Raw genomic sequence first — 23762 nt, 5'->3', positions numbered from 1 at the left:
GAAAGGAGTACGGAATGGGTTCAAGACTGCCCCGGCGTTATTGGCTCACCGGGGCCGGCAACGGAATCGGTGCTTCGTTGGCTGAAGCGATACTCGAGACAGGTGCATACCTGGCCGTCAGTTCACACCGCTCGTGCGAAACCCTTTCGGTACGTTATCCAGGACAAGTGCTGACCGTGCCCGGCAATTTGACCGACAGCCAGACCGTGCGCGAGATCGGTGAACAGATCACCCGGCAATGGGGCGCCCTGGATCAGGTGATCCTCAATGTTGGAACGACTGAGTACGTTGACGAACAGCATACTGACCACAGATTGATCGAGCATATCGTGCGCAGTAACCTGCTGGCCGCCAGTTTCTGCATCGAAGTGGCCATACCCTTGTTGCGCGCCGGAAGCAAACCTCATCTGGTGGGTATTGCCAGCCCGGCGACGTATCTGCCGCCCTCGAACATCGAAGCGGGTGGAAGCGGGATGCGCCATCTGTTCGAATCGACTCGGGCAGAGCTGACGTCTGCAGGCGTGGATGTGACATGGGTGCACCCTGGCTACGACGATCCATCGCTGGGGCCCGACGATTGTTTCCCATTCCCGGTCCACTGGTCGCCAGAAGAAGCGGCGCGGCATGTGCTGAAGTACTTGGTCGAACGCCCCCGGGAAGTCGCGCTTCCCATCGCGTCCATGACCGCACTGTGGCCCTTGCCTTCATCCAGCGAAACCCTGCCGGCCGACATCGACTCATGCCAGGCAAAAAACGGCTATCCGATCAAGGGACGACCCTGAGCCGCCGATTGCCTTACACTGCGCGCCATGAAAACCATCCCCCTCCATGAAATCCCGGCACCGGCCGTCACCTGCTCGACGTGCGCGGCGTGCTGCTGCCAGTTGGAAGTGATGCTGATCACCGACACCGGGGTCCCGGAGCGTTTTATCGACACGGACGATTGGGGTGGGGAAGTGATGCTGCGGCTCGACGACGGCTGGTGCGCGGCCCTGGATCGCGACAGCATGATGTGCACCATCTACGAAAAGCGCCCGCTGATCTGCCGCGAGTTCGAGATGGGCGCGCCGGAATGCCTGGAAGAACGCCAGGGTATTGCGACGGCGTATCGGTAGGCGAAAAAACCTGTGGGAGCGAGCTTGCTCGCGATAGCGGTAGGTCAGACAACTCAAGGTGGCTGGTCTATCGCTATCGCGAGCAAGCTCGCTCCCACAATTGTTCAGGTGTTACAGCGGCATCGTGTAGTGCAGCGCGTAGCTTTCCACACCGTCGTTGGTCGACTTGATACCTGCGTTGGAGTAGTGAGTGGCGCGAATACCCACTTCATGTCCGCCATTGAAGCGCAGGCCGAACCCGATGCGATCCTCGAACTGGAAGGCCGTCCCCAACTTGTTGCTTTCCACTTCGGTGTTGGCGAACAGTGCAACGCCGACACCCGCCTCGATGTAAGGCTTCACGTTCTGGCCGGAAAACTCATACACAAACACGGGCGAGAACGACAGGCTATGGTTGCTGGACGTCTCGTCCCCTTCCCAATAGGTATAGGCGCCGCTCCAATAACCAGTCAGGCGACCGACGTCACTTTGCAGCCAACTCTTGTCCCAGTCGAACTGCATGCCCAGGCGATAGGTCATGGTCGAGTCGCTAGTTTGTCCAACCCCAAACTCCACACCCGCCGCCTGAGCGGTGTAAGTGTGCCCCAGCAATGCAGCCGCAAACGCGGCAAAGCAGAATAAGCGCTTCATTAGAAACATCCTTTGCGAACAGACTTAGTTAGTTTTGTTACAAACAGACAAAGCTATAGAAATCCGCGGTAAAACAGAAGTTCAGCCCGTTTCACACAATTTTCACGTTTTTCTTACAGTTCGAAGCTTCGCACAACGCCAGACGAATGCCATAGCAGCGGTAGGATTTTTCTCAAATGTATCGGGTCTGCGCTGGTCCAGAATTGCGTTTCGTGGGGCGCACCCTCTGCCAGCCACCCACGTTCGGCCAACAGGCGCTGAAGTTGCCGGGCCACGGCGGCGCCGGTGTCGATCAGGCTGATGTGCCTTGGGATCATGTCCTTGAGCAAAGGCTTGAGGAATGGATAGTGGGTGCAGCCCAGGATCAGCGTATCGCAGCCGGCTGCAAGCAACGGCTCGACGTAGTGTTGCAGCAGTTGATGCAGGGCCTGGCTGTGCAGGTCCCCCGCTTCGATCAACTCCACCAGGCCCGGGCACGGCTGGGTGATGACGCGCACATCGGTGGCGAAACGGTCGAGCAAGGCGGCGAATTTGGCGCTCTGCAAGGTGCCGGTGGTCGCCAGCACCCCGACGATACCGCTGCGGGTTGCGGCGGCCGCCGGCTTGACCGCCGGTTCCATGCCGACGATCGGCCAGCGGGGAAAATCGCGCCGCAGATCGGCGACCGCGGCCACCGTAGCGGTGTTGCAGGCAACCACCAACGCCTTGGCGCCCTGACTGAAGAGAAAGTCGGCAATGATCGTGCTGCGCTGTCGGATGTATTCCGGGCTCTTCTCGCCGTAGGGAATGTGCCCACAGTCAGCCACGTACAGCAGCGACTCATTGGGCAGCAACTGACGGATCTCGCCCAGCACCGACAGCCCGCCGACGCCCGAGTCCAGCACTCCCACCGGTGCGTCATTCATGCGAGCCACCACAGACACTGCACCCCGGGTCGCGCTTGACCCGCAATTCGCGGAAACGCGTGCCCAGGGCGTCGATCAGCAATAGTCGTCCCACCAACGGCTCGCCGAAACCGACCAGCAGCTTCAAGGCTTCAAGGGCTTGCAGACTGCCCACCAACCCCACCAGCGGCCCGATCACACCGGCTTCGCTGCAGGTCAGCTCGGCTTCGCTACCGTGGCCGTAGAGGCAGTGGTAGCAAGGGCTTTCAGGGCGGCGCGGATCGAACACCGACAACTGCCCTTCCAGGCGAATCGCCGCGCCGCTGACCAGCGGTTTACCCGCCGCGACACAGGCCGCGTTCACCGCTTCGCGGGTCGAGAAATTGTCCGAGCAGTCGAGCACCACATCCACCGCCGCGACCGCAGCGGCCAGGCTGTCTTCGTCCATGGCCGCCCGGTGAGGCACCAACCGAACCTCGGGGTTGATCGCTCCCAGGCGCCGCATCGCCGAATCGACCTTGCTCAGGCCGACGCTGTCGGTGTCGTGAATGACCTGGCGTTGCAGGTTGGTCAGATCGACGCTGTCGAAATCCGCCAGGTGCATCTCGCCCACGCCAGCCGCGGCCAGGTACAACGCCACCGGAGCGCCGAGCCCGCCGAGGCCGATGATCAACACGCGGCTTTGCTTGAGACGCAATTGGCCGTCGATGTCGACGTGCTGCAACAGAATCTGCCGGCTGTAGCGCAACAGCTCCTGATCGTTCAGCACGGCAGGCACCCCAGGCTGATACGCTCATGGCCGCCCAGGTCCTTGCGGCTGTGGACGTCAACAAACCCTTGGGCGCTCAGCAAGTCGCGCACCGCCTCGGCCTGGTCGTAACCATGCTCGAGCATCAGCCAGCCGCCCGGTTCGAGGTGCGCCGGCGCCTGGGCCACGATCTGGCGCAGATCATCGAGCCCGTCCGGCCCGGCCACCAAGGCACTGGCCGGTTCGAAACGCACGTCGCCCTCGGCCAGGTGCGGATCGCTGGCCGCGATGTACGGCGGGTTGCTGATGATCAACTGGAAACGCTCGCCTTCCAAGGCGCTGAACCAATGGCTGCTCAATACCGTGACATTACGCAGGTCCAGGCGCTGGCGATTGCGTTCGGCCAGGGCCACGGCCTCCAGCACCCGGTCGACCGCCGTGACGTTCCAGGCCGGGCGCTCACTGGCCAATGCCAGGGCAATCGCGCCGCTGCCGGTGCCCAGGTCCAGGACCCGGGCCGGTGTCGCGGGCAGCAAGGCCAGTGCGGTTTCCACCAGCAGCTCGGTGTCGGGACGCGGGATCAGCGTATGGGGCGCCACTTCCAGGTCGAGTTTCCAGAAACCCTGTTGCCCAAGGATGTAGGCCACCGGCTCGCCGGAGCGACGGCGACGCAGGTATTCGGAGAACAGCAACGCCGCCTCGCTGGGCACGATCCGCTCGGGCCAGGTGTGCAGGAAGCTGCGGGACTTGCCCAGGGCAGCGGCCAGCAACAACTCGACATCCAGTCGTGGCGTGGGCGAATCCGGCAGCTCGGCGGCGCGTAACAGACTGGCGATGATGGTCATTTATTCACCTGTGCTTACTCGCCAATCGCCGCCAACTGGTCGGCCTGGTATTCGGCCAGCAACGGCTCGATGACCGCATCGACACCACCGGCCAGGATCTCGTCCAGGGAATACAGGGTCAGGTTGACGCGATGGTCGGTGACCCGGCCCTGGGCGAAGTTGTAGGTGCGGATCCGTTCGGAACGATCGCCCGAACCCACCAGCAATTTGCGTTCGCTGGCGATGGCATTGGCAGCGGCGCTGGTCTGCTGGTCGTTGAGCTTGGCCGACAACCAGGCCATGGCCCGCGCACGGTTCTTGTGCTGGGAACGCTCTTCCTGGCACTCGACCACGATGCCCGAGGGCAAGTGCGTAATGCGGATCGCCGAGTCGGTCTTGTTGACGTGCTGGCCGCCCGCGCCGGAGGAACGGTACGTGTCGACCCGCAGGTCCGCCGGGTTGATCTCGATGGCTTCCTGCTCGTCCGGCTCGGGCAATACCGCCACGGTGCAGGCCGAGGTGTGGATGCGCCCCTGGGACTCGGTGGCCGGCACGCGCTGCACGCGGTGGGCGCCGGATTCGAACTTCAGCTTGCCGTAGACATTGTCGCCTTCGACCCGGGCGATGACTTCTTTATAGCCGCCGTGCTCGCCTTCGTTCTCCGACAGGATCTCCACGCGCCAACCGCGACGCTCGGCATAACGCGAATACATGCGGAACAGGTCGCCGGAAAAAATCGCCGCCTCGTCGCCGCCGGTGCCGGCACGGATCTCGAGGAACACGTTGCGCCCGTCGTTCGGGTCCTTGGGCAGCAGCATGCGCTGCAGGTTGCTTTCCAGTTCGAGCAACTGTTCCTTGGCTTCGCGCACTTCCTCCACGGCCATTTCGCGCATGTCCGGGTCGCTGTCCTTGAGCAGCGCCTGGGCGCCTTCGAGGTCGCCCTGCACTTTAAGCAGCTGTTTATAGGTGGCGACAATCGGCTCGACTTCCGCGTATTCCTTGGAATAGGTGCGGAATTTGTTCTGGTCGGCAATGACTTCGCCATCGCCCAGCAAGGCGGTCAATTCTTCGAAACGGTCCTGGAGGATGTCCAGTTTGTTGAGCAGCGACGCTTTCATTGCGGTTTTTTATCCGAAAAGCTATCCGGTGAGCCCTCACCGAGGGCAAAGAGTTCCTGGGCCATGGCCAGCGCATCGAGGCGGCCTTCGGCAGTCAGCTTCTTGAGCTGGACACTGGGGGCGTGGAGCAACTTGTTGGTCAGGCCGCGGGCCAGTTGCACCAGCACCTCTTCGGCACTGCCGCCGTTGGCCAGCAGGCGCTGGGCCTTTTGCAGCTCCTCGTCGCGCAGGCGTTCGCTCTGTTGACGATACGCCTTGAGCACATCCACCGCCGCCAGCTCGCGCAGGCGCACCATGAAGTCCTCGGCACCGACGCCGATCATCTCTTCCGCCGCCTGGGCTGCGCCCTGCCGGCTCTTGAGGTTCTCGGCCACCACCTCGTGCAGGTCGTCGACGCTATAGAGGTAAACGTCGTCCAGCTCGCCGACTTCCGGCTCGATGTCCCGGGGAACGGCGATGTCCACCATGAAAATCGGCTTGTGCTTGCGCAGCTTCAGGGCACTTTCCACGGCGCCCTTACCGAGGATCGGCAACTGGCTGGCGGTGGAACTGATGACGATGTCGCTGTGCACCAGTTCAGCGGGAATGTCCGACAGCAGCACCGCATGGGCACCGAACTGTTCGGCCAGGGTGCTGGCCCGCTCCAGGGTCCGGTTGGCGACGACAATGCGCTTCACACCCAGGTCGTGGAGATGGCGAGCGACCAGGGTGATGGTCTCACCGGCGCCGATCAGCAGCGCCTGGCTGCGTTGCAAATCACTGAAAATCTGTTTCGCCAGGCTGACGGCGGCGAACGCCACCGACACCGGGTTCTCGCCGATGGCGGTGTCGGTGCGCACCTGCTTGGCGGCATTGAAGGTGGCCTGGAACAAGCGCCCCAGCAGCGGGCCGACGGTGCCGGCCTCGCGGGCCACGGCGTAGGCCGATTTCATCTGGCCGAGAATCTGCGGCTCGCCCAGCACCAGCGAGTCGAGCCCCGAGGCGACGCGCATCATGTGACGAACGGCCGCATCGTCTTCGTGCACATAGGCACTGGCGCGCAGCTCTTCAAGGCTCAGGTTGTGATATTCGGCCAGCCAGCGCAGCACTGAATCGGCCGAAACATGATCCTGTTCTATATAAAGCTCGCTGCGATTGCAGGTGGAGAGGATCGCAGCTTCGCGGCTGTCGGTGAGTCGGCAGAGCTGCTGCAGGGCCTCAACCAGCTGCTCAGGCGTAAAGGCCACGCGCTCGCGGACGTCTACTGAAGCAGTCTTGTGGTTAATACCGAGTGCAAGGAAGGCCATTCAAGGTCGCTGATGGTGACGTGAAGCCGGCAATTGTCCTACTTCGTCAGATTCAGAACAACCACTCGATCTCTATCGCCTTGCCCTGGGCTGTAAATCGACGGGGCGGTTATGTTTGACCCAAGGCTTGTGTCATGATGATCCGACCGCAGGTTAGTCGTCCTCTTCCTATATGAATAGATCCTCCGCGTTGCTCCTCGCCCTTGCCTTGCTCAGCGGCTGCCAGTCCATGGCCCCCGTTTCGACAGACGGTACGCCGCCAGTCGAAGACAGTGTGCAGGCCCCTGAAAAACCCAAGGTCTATGGCTCGTTCAGCGAAGAAACCATCTTCAGCCTGTTGAGCGCCGAACTGGCAGGCCAGCGCAATCGCTTCGACATTGCACTGGACAACTACGTGACCCAGGCCATCAATACCCAGGACCCGGGCATCTCCGAGCGGGCATTTCGCATTGCCGAATACCTGGGCGCCGACCAGCCCGCGCTGGATACCGCGCTGATCTGGGCCAGGAATGCCCCCGATGACCTGGAAGCGCAGCGCGCCGCCGCCGTGCAACTGGCCCGGGCCGGGCGCTACGACGACTCCATGGTCTATATGGAGAAAGTCCTGCTGGGCAAGGGCGACACCCATTTCGACTTCCTGGCGCTGTCGGCCGCCGATACCGACCAGGAAACCCGCAACGGCCTGATGAAAAGCTTCGATCGCCTGTTGCAGCGCCACCCGAATAACGGCCAGCTGATTTTCGGCAAGGCCCTGCTGCTGCAACAGGATGGCGACACCCAGGGCGCCCTCACCCTGCTGGAAGACAACCCGCCGGAAGCCGGCGAAGTGGCGCCGATCCTGCTGCGTGCCCGCCTGCTGCAAGGCTTGAACCGCGGCGACGAAGCCTTGCCGCTGCTGGAAAAAAGCATCAAGAAGTACCCGGACGACAAACGCCTGCGCCTCACCTACGCCCGCATGCTGGTGGAAAACAACCGCATGGACGACGCCAAGGTGGAGTTCTCCAGCCTGGTCCAGCAATACCCGGAAGACGACGAGCTACGCTATTCCCTGGCACTGGTCTGCCTGGAAGCCAAGGCTTGGGAAGAGGCCAAGGGTTACCTGGAAGACCTGATCGCCCGGGAAAGCCATGTCGACTCGGCCCATTTGAACCTGGGTCGCATCGCCGAGGAACGCAACGACCCCGAGAGCGCACTGATCGAGTACGCCCAGGTCGGCCCGGGCAACGACTATCTGCCGGCGCAGTTGCGCCAGGCCGATATCCTGATCAGCAATGGCAAGACCGCCGATGCCCAGAGCCGCCTCGCGGTACAACGCGACTCCCAGCCGGACTACGGCATCCAGCTGTACCTGATCGAAGCCGAAACCCTGTCGGCCAACAATCAGGGCGACAAGGCCTGGAACGTACTGCAGCAAGCCTTGAAGCAGTACCCGGACGATCTGAACCTGTTGTATACCCGTGCCATGCTGGCGGAAAAACGCAATGACCTGGCCCAGATGGAAAAGGATCTGCGCCTGATCATCCAGCGTGACCCGGACAACGCCATGGCCCTCAATGCCCTGGGCTACACCTTGTCGGATCGCACCACCCGCTATGACGAAGCCAAGCTGCTGATCGAACAGGCCCACCAGATCAATCCGGAAGACCCGGCGGTACTCGACAGCCTTGGCTGGGTGAATTTCCGCCTGGGCAATCTCGACGAAGCCGAACGCCTGTTGCGCCAGGCCCTGGAGCGCTTTCCCGACCAGGAAGTCGCCGCTCACCTGGGCGAGGTCCTGTGGGCCAACGGCAAACAACGCGAAGCCCGGCAGATCTGGAGCCGATTCCTCAAGGATCAGCCGGACAGCCCTATCTTGCGCAGCACCATCAAACGCCTGACCGGATCCGAGACTCTTTAAGATTATGTTTTTGCGCCATTTTATCGTTTTCAGCTTCATTGCCTTGCTCGCCGGTTGCGCGGGCTTCGGCGCCCGTGAATCCGTCCAGGGCCAGGGCAACCAGGCCCAGTGGCGCGAGCACAAGCAACAACTGAGCGGCCTCGACGGCTGGCAGATCGACGGCAAGATCGGCATCCGCGCCCCGAAAGACTCGGGCAGCGGCACGCTGTTCTGGCTGCAACGCCAGGACTACTACGACATTCGCCTGTCGGGCCCACTGGGTCGCGGCGCGGCCCGCCTGACTGGCCGGCCGGGCCAGGTTTCCCTGGAAGTCGCCAATCAGGGACGCTACGAGGCCCCGACCCCCGAAGCGCTGCTGGAAGAACAGCTGGGCTGGAAACTGCCGGTCTCCCACCTGACCTGGTGGGTCCGCGGGCTGCCGGCACCGGACAGTAAAAGTCGCCTGACCCTCGATGCCGACAGCCGCCTGTCCAACCTGGAACAGGATGACTGGCAGATCGAATACCTCAGCTATGCCCAGCAGAACGGCTACTGGCTGCCCGAACGCATCAAATTGCACGGCAGCAACCTCGACGTCACGCTGGTGATCAAGCAATGGCAGCCGCGCAAGCTGGGGCAATGACATGACCGCTGCACGCCTGACCCTGCCCTCCCCGGCCAAGCTCAACCTGATGCTGCACATCCTCGGCCGTCGTCCGGACGGCTACCACGAGTTGCAGACGATCTTCCAGTTCCTGGACTACGGCGACGACATCACCTTCGCCGTGCGCGACGACGGCGTGATTCATCTGCATACCGAGTTCGAAGGCGTGCCCCACGACAGCAACCTGATCGTCAAGGCCGCGAAACAACTCCAGGCGCAATCCGGTTGTACGCTGGGCATCGATATCTGGATCGACAAAATCCTGCCCATGGGCGGCGGCATCGGTGGCGGCAGCTCGAATGCGGCGACGACTTTATTGGGCCTCAACCATTTGTGGCAGCTTGGCTGGGACATCGATCGCCTGGCGGCCCTGGGCCTGACGCTGGGCGCCGACGTGCCGGTTTTCGTGCGTGGCCACGCCGCTTTCGCCGAGGGCGTCGGGGAAAAACTCACCCCAGTGGAACCCGAGGAACCCTGGTACTTGGTGCTGGTGCCGCAAGTATCTGTAAGTACAGCAGAAATTTTTTCAGATCCACTGTTGACACGTAACTCTCCTCCCATTAAAGTGCGCCCCGTTCCCAAGGGAAACAGTCGAAATGACTGCTTACCGGTGGTAGCAAGGCGTTATCCAGATGTTCGTAACGCTTTGAATTTGTTAGGTAAATTTACCGAAGCAAAACTCACCGGAACTGGAAGTTGTGTGTTTGGGGGCTTCCCAAGCAAAGCTGAAGCTGATAAAGTCTCGGCCCTTCTTACAGAGACCCTTACAGGGTTTGTAGCGAAAGGAAGCAACGTTTCGATGTTGCATCGCAAGCTGCAAGACCTGCTCTAAAAGGAATCGAGTGCTGGGCACTCGCAGCAACAGATACAGGGGCGTCGCCAAGCGGTAAGGCAGCAGGTTTTGATCCTGCCATGCGTTGGTTCGAATCCAGCCGCCCCTGCCATTTTCCTATACTCATCCAGGTATACCCTCAGCCTTCAGGTACTGCGCGTGTCCAAGATGATGGTCTTTACGGGGAACGCCAACCCCGATCTGGCTCGGCGTGTCGTACGTCAGCTGCATATCCCTCTCGGTGACATTTCTGTCGGTAAATTTTCCGACGGCGAAATCACTGCCGAGATCAATGAAAACGTTCGCGGTAAAGACGTCTTCATTATTCAGCCGACTTGCGCTCCGACCAACGATAACCTGATGGAACTCGTCGTGATGGCTGATGCCTTCCGCCGTTCCTCGGCTACTCGTATCACTGCTGTTATTCCTTACTTTGGTTATGCCCGTCAGGATCGCCGTCCGCGTTCCGCACGTGTGGCCATCAGCGCGAAAGTCGTGGCTGATATGCTCACCGTAGTCGGCATCGACCGTGTCCTCACGGTTGATCTGCATGCTGACCAGATTCAGGGTTTCTTCGATATTCCCGTGGATAACATCTACGGCTCCCCCGTCCTGGTGGATGATATTGAAGATCAGCGCTTCGAAAACCTGATGATCGTGTCCCCGGACATTGGCGGCGTCGTGCGTGCACGGGCTGTTGCCAAATCCCTGGGCGTGGATCTGGGTATCATCGACAAACGCCGTGAGAAAGCCAATCACTCCGAAGTGATGCATATCATCGGCGACGTCGAAGGGCGTACCTGTATTCTGGTCGATGACATGGTCGATACCGCCGGCACCCTGTGCCACGCGGCCAAGGCCCTGAAAGAGCATGGCGCTGCCAAGGTCTTTGCCTACTGCACACACCCTGTGCTGTCCGGTCGGGCAATCGAGAACATTGAAAATTCCGTGCTGGACGAGCTGGTGGTGACCAATACCATTCCGCTGTCCGCTGCAGCACAAGCCTGTGCGCGTATCCGTCAACTGGATATCGCACCGGTGGTTGCCGAAGCGGTTCGCCGCATCAGCAATGAAGAATCGATCAGCGCGATGTTCCGCTAAGGGCCCTGCCCTTCCCAGGACATCTCGTTGACGAAAAGCGCCCCGCCCCGACATCACCTGTCGGGGCGGGGCTTTTTTGCCCATACCGTGCCTGACGCTGGTCGCAAACGTCACTCGGTCATGGCTATTTTGGAGATACAACATGAACGATTTTACTCTGAATGCTGAAGTGCGTTCCGACCTGGGGAAAGGTGCGAGCCGCCGCCTGCGTCGTCTCGCAAGCCTGGTTCCAGCTGTAGTCTACGGTGGCGACAAAGCCCCTGAGTCCATCAGCATGCTGGCCAAAGAAGTTGCCAAACTGCTCGAAAACGAAGCGGCCTACAGCCACATCATCGAGCTGAACGTTGGCGGCACCAAGCAAAACGTCGTGATCAAAGCCCTGCAGCGTCACCCGGCCAAAGGCCACGTGATGCACGCTGACTTCGTCCGCGTTGTTGCCGGTCAGAAGCTGACTGCTGTTGTTCCAGTGCACTTCATCAACGAAGCTGCTCCGGTCAAGAAAGGCGGCGAGATCTCGCACGTGACTTCCGAGCTGGAAGTTTCCTGCCTGCCGAAAGACCTGCCTGAATTCATCGAAGTCGACCTGGCTGACGCCGAAGTCGGCACGATCATTCACCTGTCCGACCTCAAGGCTCCTAAAGGCGTTGAGTTTGTTGCTCTGGCACACGGCGATGACAAGGCTGTTGCCAACGTCCACGCTCCACGTGTTGCTCCAGAAGCCACTGAAGAAGGCGCTGCAGAGTAATTTCACTCTGTCGCCGGAGTGACCGGAAACATCGCGGACTGGAACGTAGCGAGACAGCGGGCGAGAACGCGAAGTTTACTTAACGGTAAATCCGCCATTTTCGTCCACTGTCGCAACACCGCCTGATTGCGACATCGTTATCCACACTCCAGGAAGGGCCCCTATCGTGACTGCCATTAAACTGATCGTTGGCCTGGGAAATCCAGGCGCTGAATACGAACAGACCCGGCATAACGCAGGGGCCCTTTTTGTTGAGCGCATCGCGCACGCACAAGGCGTCAGCCTGGCCGCCGATCGCAAGTATTTCGGCCTGACCGGGCGCTTCTCGCATCAGGGTCAGGATGTTCGCCTGTTGATTCCCACCACCTACATGAACCGCAGCGGCCAGGCCGTGGCGGCATTGGCCGGTTTCTTTCGCATCAAGCCTGAAGAAATCCTGGTGGCCCACGACGAACTCGACCTGCCTCCGGGCGTTGCCAAGCTCAAGCAAGGCGGCGGCCATGGCGGTCACAACGGGTTGCGCGACATCATCGCGCAACTGGGTAATCAGAATACCTTTCACCGCCTGCGGCTTGGCATCGGCCACCCGGGCGTTGCCAGTATGGTTTCTAACTTTGTCCTGGGTCGTGCGCCTCGCGCCGAACAGGAAAAACTCGATGCCAGCATCGACTTTGCCCTCGGCGTGCTGCCGGATATCCTCGCCGGTGAATGGAACCGCGCGATGAAAAACCTGCACAGCCAGAAGGCCTGACACTTATCCGAGGGGAAACACCATGGGATTCAATTGCGGCATCGTCGGCCTGCCTAACGTCGGCAAGTCCACCCTGTTCAACGCCCTGACCAAATCCGGTATCGCGGCCGAGAACTTCCCCTTCTGCACCATCGAGCCGAACAGCGGCATCGTGCCGATGCCCGATCCGCGCCTGGAAGCCTTGGCGGCTATCGTCAACCCCAAGCGCATCCTGCCGACCACCATGGAATTCGTCGACATCGCAGGCCTGGTGGCTGGCGCGTCGAAAGGCGAAGGCCTGGGCAACAAGTTCCTGGCCAACATCCGTGAAACCGATGCCATCGCCCACGTGGTGCGCTGCTTCGAAGACGAGAACGTGATTCACGTCTCCAACAGCGTCGACCCGAAACGCGACATCGAAATCATCGACCTGGAACTGATTTTCGCCGACCTCGACAGCTGCGAAAAACAACTGCAGAAAGTTGCCCGCAACGCCAAGGGCGGCGACAAGGACGCGGTCGTCCAGAAAGGCCTGCTGGAACAATTGATCGCCCACTTCACCGAAGGCAAGCCTGCACGCAGCCTGATGAAGAACATGAGCACCGACGAAAAGCTGGTGATCAAGGGCTTCCACCTGTTGACCACCAAACCGGTCATGTACATCGCCAACGTCGCTGAAGACGGTTTCGAGAACAACCCGCACCTGGACGTGGTCAAGGCCATTGCCGAGGAAGAAGGCGCCATGGTCGTTCCGGTCTGCAACAAGATCGAAGCGGAAATCGCCGAACTGGACGACGGTGAAGAGAAAGACATGTTCCTCGAGGCCCTGGGCCTGGAAGAGCCTGGCCTGAACCGCGTGATCCGCGCCGGCTACGAGATGCTCCACCTGCAGACCTACTTCACCGCCGGTGTCGAAGAAGTGCGCGCCTGGACCGTCCGCGTGGGTGCCACCGCACCGCAAGCCGCCGGTGTGATCCACACCGACTTCGAAAAAGGCTTCATCCGTGCCGAAGTCATCGCCTACTCGGATTTCATCCAGTACAAGGGCGAGGCGGGCGCCAAGGAAGCGGGTAAATGGCGTCTGGAAGGCAAGGAATACATCGTCAAGGATGGCGACGTGATGCACTTCCGCTTTAACGTCTAACCCGCCACGCCGCTCCACGCAGCATCCAAAAAGCCCCGTTATCGCCCCGCGATGCGGGGCTTTTGCGTTGGAGCATCTCGTTGCAATCCAGAACCGTCCGATATCAATCCGTCGCCCGCCTCCCCCTGGGCTTCGTTTGCTTGAATAGCAGCGACGTGTACCGTGTTGTCCTGCCCAAATAACGTGTAACGGCCCATTCGCAGGCGTGCTCAAATGACCAGCCGCCGGTTTGCCGTCCCATCAGTTTGTGTCACAGGCAGCGGGTTATTCATCAGTGTCACATGATAAAGGAAGCATCATGGCAAACCCCTACCGCGAACTTTTCTCCGCCCCGGGCGCCATCGGGCTAGTGATTACGAGCGCCATTGCCCGTCTGCCACAGGCAATGATCGGCATTGGCATCATCACCATGTTGGTGCAGCAGACAGGACTTTATTGGCTGGCAGGCGCGGTCGCCGGTACTTATACCCTGGCGACTGCGCTTATCGGTCCGCAAGTATCGAAACTCGTCGACCGGCGGGGGCAACGCCGGGTTCTGCCCCCTTTGGCGGCCTTCAGCACCAGTATGCTGCTCGCGCTGATCATTGCCGTGTATATGAGCGCTCCGGTCACACTACTGTTCATTCTCGCGGCATTGGCGGGCACGATGCCAAGCATGCCCGCCATGATAAGGGCACGCTGGATACAACTTTTCCGGGGCAAGCCACAGCTACACACAGCCTTTTCCCTGGATACCGTTATAACTGAACTGGCCTTTGTCATCGGCCCACCACTTGCCATTGGTTTGAGCATCAGTTTTTTCGCCCAAGCCGGGCCCCTTGCTGCGGTCTTGTTGTTGATGGTCGGCGTGACGGCGTTTCTCATGCAGCGGCAGACGGAACCGAAGGTGGTCGTGGGCACGGCGAGGAACACAGGGTCGGCCTTGCTTATCCCCGGCGTTCCTACCATCGTGCTGGCACTGTTGGCGATGGGCGTCATTGGAGGATCCGTTGACGTGGCGGTTGTCGCCTTCGCCAACGCACAGGGCTGGCCGGCGTCTGCCAGCTTCATCCTGGCAACCTATGCCCTCGGCTCACTGATCGCAGGCCTGACGTTCGGCGCCTTAAGGGCTTCCATGCCGATTGATCAGCAGTTTTTTATCGGGGCGCTGGTAACGGCGGTCACTGCTGTGTTGCCCATTCTTTCACCGAACGTCTATGTCCTTTCCGGAATGCTATTTTTGGCAGGCATGTCGTTTGCGCCAACGATGGTCATCATCATGAATCTCGGTACGATGATTGTTCCGCCTTCCAGGATCACCGAAGGGTTTACGTGGATGTCGACCGGCGTCAGCATCGGCGTAGCGCTCGGCGGCGTATTGGCGGGCTTGGTCATCGACGTCTGTGGCGCGCAGGCAGGGTTCGGCGTCGCGATTGTCGCGGGCCTGGCCATGGTGCTGATAGTGCTTCCAGGGCTTCGCACACTGCGCACTTCGTCTGCAACTGGTCACGAAATCACCTTCCAGTGATGTGCATGATCGGACTTGATCATGCCTCGATTTCCAGAATCCATTCAGTGTGGAGGCGCCAGTTGTGGCCTTGTGCGTCCGCTTCCGCATCCGTCAGATAAGTGCGGTCCAGTTCCTTGTTGTAAACCATCTCCAGCGTAGTGCCCGCCCCCTCTCCGAAGAAGCTGTGGCCCGGGGAGAAGGCATTGCTCCGTGGGCCAGCGTGGTTTAACGGGGCGTCGAGATCAAGATCTAAAGCAAAGCAAGAGCGGGGGCACCTCCAGCATCTTTGTGGCTGACCCGCCGCTATCGCGAGCAAGCCCGCTCCCACATGGGGGTGGGGGTGTTCACAGCATCTGTATACGACACAAAAACCTGTGGGAGCGAGCTTGCTCGCGATGACGTCGACACAGCCAACATCACCACAAACTGATCCTCCGCTATCGCGAGCAAGCTCGCTCCCACATGGGGGTGTGGATGTTCACAGCATCTGTATACGACGCAAAAACCTGTGGGAGCGAGCTTGCTCGCGATGACATCGGCACAGCCAACATCATCGCAAACTGATCCTCCGCTATCGCGAGCAAGCTCGCTCCCACATGGGGGTGTGGATGTTCACAGCATCTGTACACGACACAAAAACCTGTGGGAGCGAGCTTGCTCGCGATGACGTCGGCACAGCCAACATCATCGCAAACTGATCCTCCGCTTTCGCGAGCAAGCCCGCTCCCACATGGAGGTGTGGATGTTCACAGCATCTGTATACGACACAAAAAACTGTGGGAGCGAGCTTGCTCGCCAGAAAGTGTCAACTATGTCCCCGCACACCCGTCAACCATGTGTCCGGTCCGCACACGCCTCTCAAAAGTGACCCGCCGTAAGAGCGGAACCCTAAGTAGCCGTTACCGCAGCAACGGATATACACACCAATCCCACCATAAAAGAAAAGCCCCAAAAAACGGCACCTCCCCCTCAGGAAGAAGCACCGTTTTTTCTAATCGGCACTGTGGCCTTGCCCCAGACTAGAACAGATAACCGATGTAAATCGCAGCGCCACCACCGGCCTGCAGGCCAGCGTTTATACCGGCCATGACCACCGCCCCCTTGGCCGACTTCGCCAGCCGCTGGTTGACCAGGGTGGAAGCGATGAGCGAGGTCGCCGGGTTGGAATTCAGTGCCATCGACAACGCCAGCAACTTGGGATCAAGCCCGAACAACAGCGCCGTGGCCGAGCCACCGATTCCCAGGCCCACCCCTACTTCGGTGTACATGCAAGGTCCGGTGATGTCGTCACTGGTCAGGTCGCGAGCGACCAAGGCATCGCTGACAAACACCTTGCCGGTGCTGGGAAACGCCTCCGCCGCGCCGGCCGCAGCCACACCCTTGCCCTTGATCTGGATGTTGATCTTGCCGAAACGCGGCAGCCGCGCGCCAAATCCGGCACCTACTCCGACGCCGCCGTAGCGGTAGCTGACGTCCTCGCCCTCGGGCGAACGCAGGATGATCGAACCGCCACTGCCCGCCACCATGACCACGGTCAGGCCGCCACCACTGGCGGTCTGATACTGCCAGCGACTTTCATTGACCGGGATCGGGATGTTGTAGCTCATACGTTAAAGTCCTTTATGTGAATGAACCGCACCGCGACCGCGCTGACGGATAGCTTTTGCCAGACCGACAAGCGTGAACACCAGACCGATAAGACCCAGGACCCCGGAAGTGCCCCACAGCGCGGCCAAGTCATCGACGATGGCGCTGTTGGCAGGCTGCTCGGACAGGTAGTGCACCCGCACCGGCTGACCCTGCTGATAGCCGAAAATGAAGCCGCCCTGGGGGTAGGAGATTTTTTCACCACTGCTCGTGGTGAAGGCGATCTCAGGATGCGAACCACCGGCATTCAAGTGGCTGACGATGCCATCGGCGGTCTGTGCGCGGTCGAGAAACTCGCGTCGCTCAAGCGTGAGATTGATGGCAATGCTCAACAAACCGATACCAATCAGGGCAAACAGCAGGCCCAGCAATATCTTCCCGATGTGTGACGGGGTGTAGTTAGCCATGGTTTGTCTCAGTGTTCGTCCATGAAGAGGGCGACCAGAATAGCAAGAAGCGGCGCTATGCCGCACCTCCGGAAAATCATTCCCGCAATCGTACGACGCCAGGAGAAGACCTCTCAGTGGCGAGTGGTGATAAACACCCTGATCGACTACCATGCCCAGCGCCGGTTCCCCCACGGGACTAATAGGGAATCCGAGATGCCTCGCACGGCATCAAACGGAACTGCCCCCGCAACTGTAGGTGCTGAGTCTGCTCCTCAATGGCCACTGGGATCGCCCCGGGAAGGCTGGAGCCAGGCGATGACGCATTAGTCAGGAGACCTGCCGGCCAAGTCAATCACTAACCGGCGGGGTGTCCGGGAAGGGCATCCTTGCGTTGCGCGTCACTGGGCCGATCGCCACTTCAGTGCTTTAGCGACAGCGTTCGATGATGTGTTTTCCAGTCCGTCCCCTGCTCCGTGTACGGTCAACTGGAGTTTGCATCATGCTGCTGCCCCGCCTTGCCTCCCTCGTCATTGCCCTGGGTCTGCCGAGCCTCGCCCACGCGGCCCCGACTCAATACCCCCTGACCCTCGAGAACTGCGGCAGCACGCTGACTTTCGAGCAATCGCCCAGTCGCGCCGTGACCATCGGCCAGGCCGGCACTGAAATGCTCTATGCCATGGGGTTGAGCGACAAGGTGGTTGGCACTTCGCTCTGGTTCAACGATGTGCAGATGAAATACAAGGCGCAGAACGACAAGATCGAACGCCTGGCCGATAACGAGCCGAGCTTCGAGGCCGTGATCGGCAAACGTCCGCAACTGGTGGCGGTGGAACTGGAATGGATGGTCGGACCGCAAGGCGTGGTCGGTACCCGCCAGCAGTTTCACGAACTGAAGATCCCGACCTACCTGATGCCCTCCGATTGCGAAGCCAAGGATAATCTGGTCGGCGCGGATGGCACGCGGCTGGAGGCGTTTCGCATCGACAGCATCTACAAGAGCATCAGCCAGTTGGCTGAAATCTTCGACGTACAGGAGCGTGGCCAGCAGTTGAATGCCCAACTCAAGGCGAGCCTGGCGAAGTCTATCGCCACGGTGCAGGCCAAGGATCTGAAGCAGACGAGTGCGCTGTTCTGGTTCTCCAGCGCCAGTCTGGATATCGACCCCTATGTGGCCGGGCACAAGGGCATTCCTGACTTCATGCTCAGTACCCTGGGCGTGCGCAACGTGGTCGAGTCCGATGAGGAATGGCCGACCGTCGGCTGGGAAACCATCGCCAAGGCCAACCCGACCTTCCTGGTCATTGCCCGCATGGATCGCCGACGTTTTCCGGCTGATGACCATGAAAAGAAGCTGCAATTCCTGCGCAGTGACCCGGTGACCCGCAATATGGACGCGGTGAAAAACAACCGCATCATCATTCTCGATGCGATGGCCATGCAAGCCAGCATCAGAATGTTCGACGGCCTGGAAACCCTGGCGACGGCCATCAGCGGCTACGACCTGCCGAAATGATTCCGACGCTGATTCGAACGTTGCTGGCGTTGGCGGCGCTGCTCCTGGCAGTGATTGCCGGCGTGGCCATCGGTGAGACGAGTATCGAGCCGAACGTGGTGTTCCAGGTGCTGGCCAACAAACTGTGGGCCGCAGGTTATGCCCTCGACCCGATAGACGAAGGCATCGTCTGGAACTACCGGCTGACCCGTGCGCTGGTGGCGGCGGCCTGCGGTGCGGGCCTGGCGACCTGCGGGGTGATCTTGCAATCGCTGTTGCGCAACCCATTGGCCGATCCTTACCTGCTCGGCATCTCCGCCGGCGCCTCGACAGGCGCGGTACTGGTGGCGCTGCTGGGCATTGGGGCGGGGCTGATTTCGTTGTCGGTCGGGGCCTTCGCCGGGGCCGTTGCCGCGTTCGCCGTGGTCGTTTTGCTGGCCCGTGCCAGCCGCTCACCCGCTGGCACCGGGCAGATCATCCTGGCCGGGATTGCCGGTTCGCAGTTGTTCAATGCGCTCACCGCGTTTCTGATTACCAAGTCCGCCAGCTCCGAACAAGCTCGCGGCATCATGTTCTGGTTGCTGGGAAATCTCAGTGGGGTCCGTTGGCCGTCGGTGTGGCTGTCGGTGCCCGTGGCATTGATCGGTCTTGCGGTGTGCCTGTGGCACCGGCGGGCGCTGGACGCCTTTACCTTTGGCGCCGACTCGGCCGCCTCCCTTGGCATTCCGGTACGCCGAGTGCAATTTCTACTGATCAGCTGCGCGGCGCTGGTGACAGCGGTGATGGTGTCGATTGTGGGCTCCATCGGTTTCGTCGGTTTGGTCATTCCCCATGCCGTGCGTTTGTTGCTGGGGACCCGGCATGCGCGCCTGTTGCCGGCAAGCGCGTTGGGTGGCGCGGTGTTCCTGATCGCCGCCGATGTCTTCTCCCGAACACTGATCAAAGGCCAAGTCATCCCGGTCGGCGTCATCACTGCACTGGTGGGTGCTCCGGTGTTCGCGTTGATCCTGATCGGTCGGAGAAATGCCCGATGAATGCCGTCACCTCTGTTATCGGCGAATCCGTGCTGAGTTGTTCCGCCCTCGGGTTCCATGTGCGGGACGCCGAGTTGTTGCACGATATCCACCTGGACATCCGCCGAGGCGAAACCCTGGGCCTCGTCGGGCCCAACGGTTCGGGAAAATCCACACTGCTCAAACTGCTGGCGGGCGTGCGCGCCCCCAGCCGGGGCGACATTCACCTCAACAACCAGCCCCTCAAGACGCTGGCACGGCGAACCGTCGCGCAGACCCTGGCCGTGGTTGAGCAACAGGCCGACACACTGGATGCGATCAGCGTGTTCGACGCCGTTGCCTTGGGCCGAACGCCGTGGCTATCAGCCTTGAGTCCGTGGTCAAACGAAGACGCCGCCATCGTCCAGCAGGCGCTGTGGGACGTCGATGCGGCGCACTTGAAAAACCGCACCTGGCACAGTCTGTCCGGCGGTGAACGCCAACGCGTTCACATCGCTCGGGCCCTGGCCCAACGCCCGCAGATTCTATTGCTGGACGAACCCACTAATCACCTGGATATCCAGCATCAGCTCGCCATCCTGAAAGTCGTGCAAGCGCTACCTGTCACGACGGTCATCGCCCTGCATGACCTGAACCAGGCGTTGACCTGTGATCGCCTGGCGGTACTGGAACGGGGCCGGCTGGTGGCCCTCGGCAAACCACTGGAGGTGCTGACCCCGCAACGCTTGCAGGATACGTTCGGCGTGCACGCCCATTACCTGATCGACCCTTTCGACGGCGCGCAGATCCTGCGCTTTCGTTCCGTTTGACTGAATCTCGGGGTTCGGAAAAAACCGAACCCTATGCAAGTGCTCAGATTCAGCCAAGCGACGGGGCGAGCCCGGAAGATAAAGCCGACACATTGGCCCGCGCCGCGTGCAGTTTTTTGTAGCTGTCGATCAGGCGCAGGTGTCTATCGAGACCCTCCAGCTTCATGCTGGTCGGCGTCAAGCCATGGAAGCGCACGCTGCCGTCCACCGAGCCGATCGCCGCATCCATCCGCTCGTTGCCAAACATCCGACGGAAATTGGCCTCGTAGTCTTCCAGTTCCAGGTCTTCGTCCAGCTTCATCTCCAGCACCACATTCACGGCCTGGTAGAACAACCCGCGCTCAACCGTGTTGTCGTTGTACTGCAGGAAGGTTTCCACCGCTTCCTTCGCCTCTTCAAACTGCTGCAAGGCCAGATAGATCAGCAGCTTCAACTCCAGGATCGTCAACTGGCCCCAAGCCGTGTTGTCATCAAACTCTATGCCGATCAAGGTGGTGATGTCGGTGTAGTCGTCCAGCTCGCTTTCCACCAGACGCTCGACCAGCGCTTGCAGTTCGTCTTCGTCCAGGCGATGCAGGTTCAGGATGTCGGCGCGGAAAAACAGCGCTTTGTTGGTGTTATCCCAGATCAGATCGTCCACGGGATAGATTTCCGAATAGCCCGGCACCAGGATACGGCACGCTTTCGCGCCGATATGCTCGTAGACCGCCATGTACACTTCCTTGCCCATGCCTTCGAGAATGCCGAACAAGGTCGCGGCTTCCTCGGCATTCGAGTTTTCACCCTGGCCGGAGAAGTCCCACTCCACGAATTCGTAATCTGACTTGGCACTGAAGAAGCGCCACGACACCACGCCGCTGGAGTCGATGAAGTGCTCGACGAAGTTATTCGGCTCGGTCACCGCATGACCTTCGAACGTCGGCTGTGGCAAGTCGTTGAGGCCTTCGAAACTGCGGCCCTGCAACAATTCGGTCAGGCTGCGCTCCAGCGCCACTTCCAGGCTCGGGTGTGCGCCGAACGAGGCAAACACACCGCCGGTACGCGGGTTCATCAACGTGACGCACATCACCGGGAATTCGCCCCCCAGGGAGGCATCCTTCACCAGGACGGGGAACCCCTGCTCTTCCAGCGCCTGAATACCGGCCATGATTCCCGGGTACTTCGCCAGCACGTTGGCCGGTACATCCGGCAGTGCGAATTCACCTTCGATGATCTCGCGTTTGACCGCGCGCTCGAAAATTTCCGACAGGCATTGCACCTGAGCTTCGGCCAGCGTGTTACCGGCGCTCATGCCGTTGCTCAGGAACAGGTTTTCAATCAGGTTGGACGGAAAATACACCACCTCGCCGTCCGACTGGCGCACGTACGGCAGCGAGCAGATGCCGCGCTCTTCATTACCCGAGTTGGTATCGATCAGGTGGGAGCCACGCAGCTCGCCGTCGCGGTTGTAGATGTTCAGGCAGTACGCGTCGAGGATTTCCGCCGGCAACGCATCTTTACGGCCAGGCTTGAACCAGCGCTCGTCCGGGTAATGCACAAACGCCGCGTTGGCGATGTCTTCGCCCCAGAACTGATCGTTGTAGAAAAAATTGCAGTTCAGTCGCTCGATAAACTCGCCCAACGCCGACGCCAGTGCGCTCTCTTTGGTCGCGCCCTTGCCATTGGTAAAACACATCGGCGAGTGGGCATCGCGAATATGCAGCGACCACACATTGGGGACAATATTGCGCCACGAAGCGATCTCGATCTTCATGCCCAGGTCGGCCAAAATGCCCGACATATTGGCGATGGTCTGCTCCAGCGGCAGGTCCTTGCCGGCGATGTAGGTGCCGGCTTGGGAAACCGAATTGGGCATCAGCAACGCCTGGGCATCGGCGTCGAGGTTTTCCACCTCTTCAATGACAAACTCAGGCCCGGCTTGCACGACCTTCTTCACCGTGCAACGGTCGATGGAGCGCAGAATGCCTTGGCGGTCTTTGTCGCTGATATCCGCCGGGAGCTCGACCTGGATCTTGAAGATCTGGTTGTAGCGATTTTCCGGATCGACAATATTGTTCTGCGACAGACGAATGTTATCGGTGGGAATATTGCGCGTCTGGCAATACAACTTCACAAAGTAAGCCGCGCACAACGCCGACGAAGCCAGGAAGTAATCGAACGGCCCGGGGGCCGAGCCGTCGCCCTTGTAGCGGATAGGTTGATCGGCCACCACCGTAAAGTCATCAAACTTGGCTTCAAGTCGAAGGTTGTCGAGAAAGTTGACCTTGATTTCCATACGGGATTACCAGCATCACGAGCAAAAAATAGGCGGCCATTATCCGCTTTTTCAATCGGAAGTCTTGTGCTTTAGCCCACCCCTTTTGACTTTGAAACGACCCAGCACACGCTGCATCAGTGAGGCCCGCTCCGAAAGATCCTTGGCCGCCACCGCGCATTCTTGTGAGTTGGACTGGTTTTTCTGCGTCACTTCATCGATCTGCTCCAAGCCGATACTGGCCTGCTGCAAGCCCGAAGCCTGCTCGCTGGAGGCCTGGTAGATCAGCGAAACCAGGTTGGAAACCGCGCTGGTTCCATGAACGATGTTTTTCAGCGATTCGGCGGTCCGGCCGGCGATGATCATGCCGCGCTGGGTCTTGCTCGACGAATCGGCGATCAATGCCGCCGTCTGTTGGGCGGCCTCGGCGCTGCGGGCGGCCAGGCTGCGCACTTCGTCGGCGACGACGGCAAAACCGCGCCCAAGCTCACCCGCCCGGGCGGCTTCGATGGCCGCGTTCAGCGCCAACAGATTGGTTTGAGCGGCAATGTTGTCGATGGTGGTGATGATCGCGGTGATGTCCTTGCCCGAGTTGTCGATTTCAGCCATCGCGGCAATCAGCTCGCTCATCAATTTATCGCTCTCCCCCGCATCGGCCCGTGATGCCTGGGATTGCTCATCGGCTTTCTTGGCGTTGGCGGCGTTGTCCCGGGTCTGCGCAGCCATTTGCGTCATCACCGCGCTGATTTCGGTAATGGACGACGCGGAGTTCGACGCACCATCGGACAATGACTGGCTCAGGTCGGTGACCTGCGCCGAGCTGCCGGTAATCTGGGTGGCGCTGGTCTGCACCTCGGAAATCAGCTGGTTCAGGTTGCTGACCATCTTCTCCAGTGACTTGCCAAGGGTATCGTGGGGCGAAGACAAGCGGACCTCCAGGTCCAGATCCCCTTCGGAAATACGCTCGGCCAC

The 23762-nt window shown here is 60.3% G+C and carries 23 protein-coding genes, 1 tRNA gene and 1 riboswitch; of the genes, 14 read left to right on the top strand and 10 right to left on the bottom strand.

What is annotated here, in order from left to right:
• The first annotated feature begins 14 nt into the window (after positions 1-14).
• The gene (locus J4E63_RS02090; protein ID WP_207280927.1) at positions 15-782 is read left to right on the top strand and encodes an SDR family oxidoreductase; all 768 of its coding nucleotides are present in this window, start codon (positions 15-17) and stop codon (positions 780-782) included.
• 27 nt (positions 783-809) lie between these two features.
• Entirely contained in the window at positions 810-1115 is a 306-nt protein-coding gene (locus J4E63_RS02085) for a YkgJ family cysteine cluster protein (protein ID WP_060740657.1), read from the top strand.
• A 111-nt stretch (positions 1116-1226) separates the two neighbouring features.
• On the opposite strand, the gene J4E63_RS02080 is transcribed toward J4E63_RS02085, so the two are convergent.
• The 6 genes from J4E63_RS02080 to hemA form a co-directional block, all read right to left on the bottom strand.
• Positions 1227-1745: an acyloxyacyl hydrolase gene (locus J4E63_RS02080; protein WP_060740656.1), complete on the bottom strand. Its 519-nt coding sequence runs from the start codon at positions 1743-1745 to the stop codon at positions 1227-1229.
• Between the two features lie 113 nt (positions 1746-1858).
• Positions 1859-2650, bottom strand: a complete 792-nt coding sequence (gene murI, locus J4E63_RS02075) for a glutamate racemase (protein ID WP_103309093.1) — start codon at positions 2648-2650, stop codon at positions 1859-1861.
• Positions 2643-3398, bottom strand: coding sequence for a molybdopterin-synthase adenylyltransferase MoeB (locus J4E63_RS02070; protein ID WP_060743134.1), 756 nt, complete (start codon positions 3396-3398; stop codon positions 2643-2645). The genes murI and J4E63_RS02070 overlap by 8 nt, the downstream gene beginning before the upstream one ends.
• A complete protein-coding gene (gene prmC / locus J4E63_RS02065) occupies positions 3392-4222 on the bottom strand; it encodes a peptide chain release factor N(5)-glutamine methyltransferase (protein WP_207280926.1) in 831 nt (276 codons plus the stop codon). Before prmC ends, J4E63_RS02070 begins: the two co-directional genes overlap by 7 nt.
• A gap of 14 nt (positions 4223-4236) precedes the next feature.
• On the bottom strand, positions 4237-5319 hold the full coding sequence (gene prfA, locus J4E63_RS02060; protein WP_060740653.1) for a peptide chain release factor 1: 1083 nt from the start codon (positions 5317-5319) through the stop codon (positions 4237-4239).
• On the bottom strand, positions 5316-6605 hold the full coding sequence (gene hemA, locus J4E63_RS02055) for a glutamyl-tRNA reductase (protein WP_092172160.1): 1290 nt from the start codon (positions 6603-6605) through the stop codon (positions 5316-5318). The genes prfA and hemA overlap by 4 nt, the downstream gene beginning before the upstream one ends.
• Before the next feature lie 172 nt (positions 6606-6777).
• Between hemA and J4E63_RS02050 the strand changes: the two genes are divergently transcribed.
• From J4E63_RS02050 to J4E63_RS02010, 9 genes are all read left to right on the top strand, one after another.
• The gene (locus J4E63_RS02050; protein WP_060740651.1) at positions 6778-8502 is read left to right on the top strand and encodes a tetratricopeptide repeat protein; all 1725 of its coding nucleotides are present in this window, start codon (positions 6778-6780) and stop codon (positions 8500-8502) included.
• 4 nt (positions 8503-8506) lie between these two features.
• Positions 8507-9124: a lipoprotein insertase outer membrane protein LolB gene (gene lolB, locus J4E63_RS02045; RefSeq protein WP_030138578.1), complete on the top strand. Its 618-nt coding sequence runs from the start codon at positions 8507-8509 to the stop codon at positions 9122-9124.
• A 1-nt stretch (position 9125) separates the two neighbouring features.
• Positions 9126-9977 carry a 4-(cytidine 5'-diphospho)-2-C-methyl-D-erythritol kinase gene (gene ispE, locus J4E63_RS02040; RefSeq protein WP_207280925.1) on the top strand — a complete coding sequence of 284 codons (852 nt, stop codon included), beginning with the start codon at positions 9126-9128 and terminating at the stop codon, positions 9975-9977.
• A 37-nt stretch (positions 9978-10014) separates the two neighbouring features.
• A tRNA-Gln gene (locus J4E63_RS02035) sits at positions 10015-10089 on the top strand.
• A 47-nt stretch (positions 10090-10136) separates the two neighbouring features.
• Positions 10137-11078, top strand: a complete 942-nt coding sequence (locus J4E63_RS02030) for a ribose-phosphate pyrophosphokinase (RefSeq protein ID WP_003171603.1) — start codon at positions 10137-10139, stop codon at positions 11076-11078.
• A gap of 142 nt (positions 11079-11220) precedes the next feature.
• A complete protein-coding gene (locus J4E63_RS02025) occupies positions 11221-11823 on the top strand; it encodes a 50S ribosomal protein L25/general stress protein Ctc (RefSeq protein ID WP_060740648.1) in 603 nt (200 codons plus the stop codon).
• A 166-nt stretch (positions 11824-11989) separates the two neighbouring features.
• On the top strand, positions 11990-12574 hold the full coding sequence (pth, locus tag J4E63_RS02020; protein ID WP_003185374.1) for an aminoacyl-tRNA hydrolase: 585 nt from the start codon (positions 11990-11992) through the stop codon (positions 12572-12574).
• A gap of 22 nt (positions 12575-12596) precedes the next feature.
• Positions 12597-13697, top strand: coding sequence for a redox-regulated ATPase YchF (ychF, locus tag J4E63_RS02015; protein ID WP_060740647.1), 1101 nt, complete (start codon positions 12597-12599; stop codon positions 13695-13697).
• 298 nt (positions 13698-13995) lie between these two features.
• Positions 13996-15204, top strand: a complete 1209-nt coding sequence (locus J4E63_RS02010) for an MFS transporter (protein WP_207280923.1) — start codon at positions 13996-13998, stop codon at positions 15202-15204.
• A gap of 1001 nt (positions 15205-16205) precedes the next feature.
• On the opposite strand, the gene J4E63_RS02005 is transcribed toward J4E63_RS02010, so the two are convergent.
• Positions 16206-16793, bottom strand: coding sequence for a hypothetical protein (locus J4E63_RS02005; protein ID WP_207280921.1), 588 nt, complete (start codon positions 16791-16793; stop codon positions 16206-16208).
• A gap of 3 nt (positions 16794-16796) precedes the next feature.
• Positions 16797-17240: a DUF3592 domain-containing protein gene (locus tag J4E63_RS02000; protein ID WP_207280919.1), complete on the bottom strand. Its 444-nt coding sequence runs from the start codon at positions 17238-17240 to the stop codon at positions 16797-16799.
• A 145-nt stretch (positions 17241-17385) separates the two neighbouring features.
• Positions 17386-17581: riboswitch (cobalamin riboswitch) on the top strand.
• A gap of 140 nt (positions 17582-17721) precedes the next feature.
• Between J4E63_RS02000 and J4E63_RS01995 the strand changes: the two genes are divergently transcribed.
• Genes J4E63_RS01995 through J4E63_RS01985 form a run of 3 tightly spaced genes read left to right on the top strand, consistent with a single transcriptional unit; the run spans position 17722 to position 20536 of the window.
• Positions 17722-18735, top strand: a complete 1014-nt coding sequence (locus tag J4E63_RS01995) for an ABC transporter substrate-binding protein (RefSeq protein WP_207280917.1) — start codon at positions 17722-17724, stop codon at positions 18733-18735.
• Positions 18732-19748: an iron ABC transporter permease gene (locus J4E63_RS01990; RefSeq protein ID WP_207280915.1), complete on the top strand. Its 1017-nt coding sequence runs from the start codon at positions 18732-18734 to the stop codon at positions 19746-19748. The genes J4E63_RS01995 and J4E63_RS01990 overlap by 4 nt, the downstream gene beginning before the upstream one ends.
• Positions 19745-20536 carry an ABC transporter ATP-binding protein gene (locus tag J4E63_RS01985; RefSeq protein WP_207280912.1) on the top strand — a complete coding sequence of 264 codons (792 nt, stop codon included), beginning with the start codon at positions 19745-19747 and terminating at the stop codon, positions 20534-20536. Before J4E63_RS01990 ends, J4E63_RS01985 begins: the two co-directional genes overlap by 4 nt.
• A 49-nt stretch (positions 20537-20585) precedes the next feature.
• On the opposite strand, the gene J4E63_RS01980 is transcribed toward J4E63_RS01985, so the two are convergent.
• The gene (locus J4E63_RS01980; RefSeq protein ID WP_207280911.1) at positions 20586-22811 is read right to left on the bottom strand and encodes an OsmC domain/YcaO domain-containing protein; all 2226 of its coding nucleotides are present in this window, start codon (positions 22809-22811) and stop codon (positions 20586-20588) included.
• Positions 22812-22862: 51 nt separating this feature from the next.
• Positions 22863-23675, bottom strand: coding sequence for a methyl-accepting chemotaxis protein (locus J4E63_RS31150; protein WP_404942838.1), 813 nt, complete (start codon positions 23673-23675; stop codon positions 22863-22865).
• Between the last annotated feature and the right edge of the window lie 87 nt (positions 23676-23762).

This window comes from Pseudomonas sp. FW300-N2F2 (genome assembly GCF_017351655.1).
In the GTDB taxonomy this organism is placed as follows: domain Bacteria; phylum Pseudomonadota; class Gammaproteobacteria; order Pseudomonadales; family Pseudomonadaceae; genus Aquipseudomonas; species Aquipseudomonas fluorescens_AA.
This window is presented reverse-complemented; position numbering and strand designations above follow the sequence as displayed.

Excerpts from the sequence above, each read along its gene's own strand:
- J4E63_RS02050 (WP_060740651.1), top strand. The coding sequence starts at position 6,778 with ATGAATAGATCCTCCGCGTTGCTCCTCGCCCTTGCCTTGCTCAGCGGC.
- prmC (WP_207280926.1), bottom strand. The coding sequence starts at position 4,222 with ATGACCATCATCGCCAGTCTGTTACGCGCCGCCGAGCTGCCGGATTCG.
- J4E63_RS02005 (WP_207280921.1), bottom strand. The coding sequence starts at position 16,793 with ATGAGCTACAACATCCCGATCCCGGTCAATGAAAGTCGCTGGCAGTAT.
- J4E63_RS02010 (WP_207280923.1), top strand. The coding sequence starts at position 13,996 with ATGGCAAACCCCTACCGCGAACTTTTCTCCGCCCCGGGCGCCATCGGG.
- J4E63_RS01980 (WP_207280911.1), bottom strand. The coding sequence starts at position 22,811 with ATGGAAATCAAGGTCAACTTTCTCGACAACCTTCGACTTGAAGCCAAG.
- J4E63_RS01995 (WP_207280917.1), top strand. The coding sequence starts at position 17,722 with ATGCTGCTGCCCCGCCTTGCCTCCCTCGTCATTGCCCTGGGTCTGCCG.
- J4E63_RS01990 (WP_207280915.1), top strand. The coding sequence starts at position 18,732 with ATGATTCCGACGCTGATTCGAACGTTGCTGGCGTTGGCGGCGCTGCTC.
- ispE (WP_207280925.1), top strand. The coding sequence starts at position 9,126 with ATGACCGCTGCACGCCTGACCCTGCCCTCCCCGGCCAAGCTCAACCTG.
- ychF (WP_060740647.1), top strand. The coding sequence starts at position 12,597 with ATGGGATTCAATTGCGGCATCGTCGGCCTGCCTAACGTCGGCAAGTCC.
- J4E63_RS02085 (WP_060740657.1), top strand. The coding sequence starts at position 810 with ATGAAAACCATCCCCCTCCATGAAATCCCGGCACCGGCCGTCACCTGC.
- murI (WP_103309093.1), bottom strand. The coding sequence starts at position 2,650 with ATGAATGACGCACCGGTGGGAGTGCTGGACTCGGGCGTCGGCGGGCTG.
- J4E63_RS02080 (WP_060740656.1), bottom strand. The coding sequence starts at position 1,745 with ATGAAGCGCTTATTCTGCTTTGCCGCGTTTGCGGCTGCATTGCTGGGG.
- J4E63_RS02090 (WP_207280927.1), top strand. The coding sequence starts at position 15 with ATGGGTTCAAGACTGCCCCGGCGTTATTGGCTCACCGGGGCCGGCAAC.
- J4E63_RS01985 (WP_207280912.1), top strand. The coding sequence starts at position 19,745 with ATGAATGCCGTCACCTCTGTTATCGGCGAATCCGTGCTGAGTTGTTCC.
- lolB (WP_030138578.1), top strand. The coding sequence starts at position 8,507 with ATGTTTTTGCGCCATTTTATCGTTTTCAGCTTCATTGCCTTGCTCGCC.
- prfA (WP_060740653.1), bottom strand. The coding sequence starts at position 5,319 with ATGAAAGCGTCGCTGCTCAACAAACTGGACATCCTCCAGGACCGTTTC.
- J4E63_RS02000 (WP_207280919.1), bottom strand. The coding sequence starts at position 17,240 with ATGGCTAACTACACCCCGTCACACATCGGGAAGATATTGCTGGGCCTG.
- J4E63_RS31150 (WP_404942838.1), bottom strand. The coding sequence starts at position 23,675 with ATGGTCAGCAACCTGAACCAGCTGATTTCCGAGGTGCAGACCAGCGCC.
- hemA (WP_092172160.1), bottom strand. The coding sequence starts at position 6,605 with ATGGCCTTCCTTGCACTCGGTATTAACCACAAGACTGCTTCAGTAGAC.
- J4E63_RS02025 (WP_060740648.1), top strand. The coding sequence starts at position 11,221 with ATGAACGATTTTACTCTGAATGCTGAAGTGCGTTCCGACCTGGGGAAA.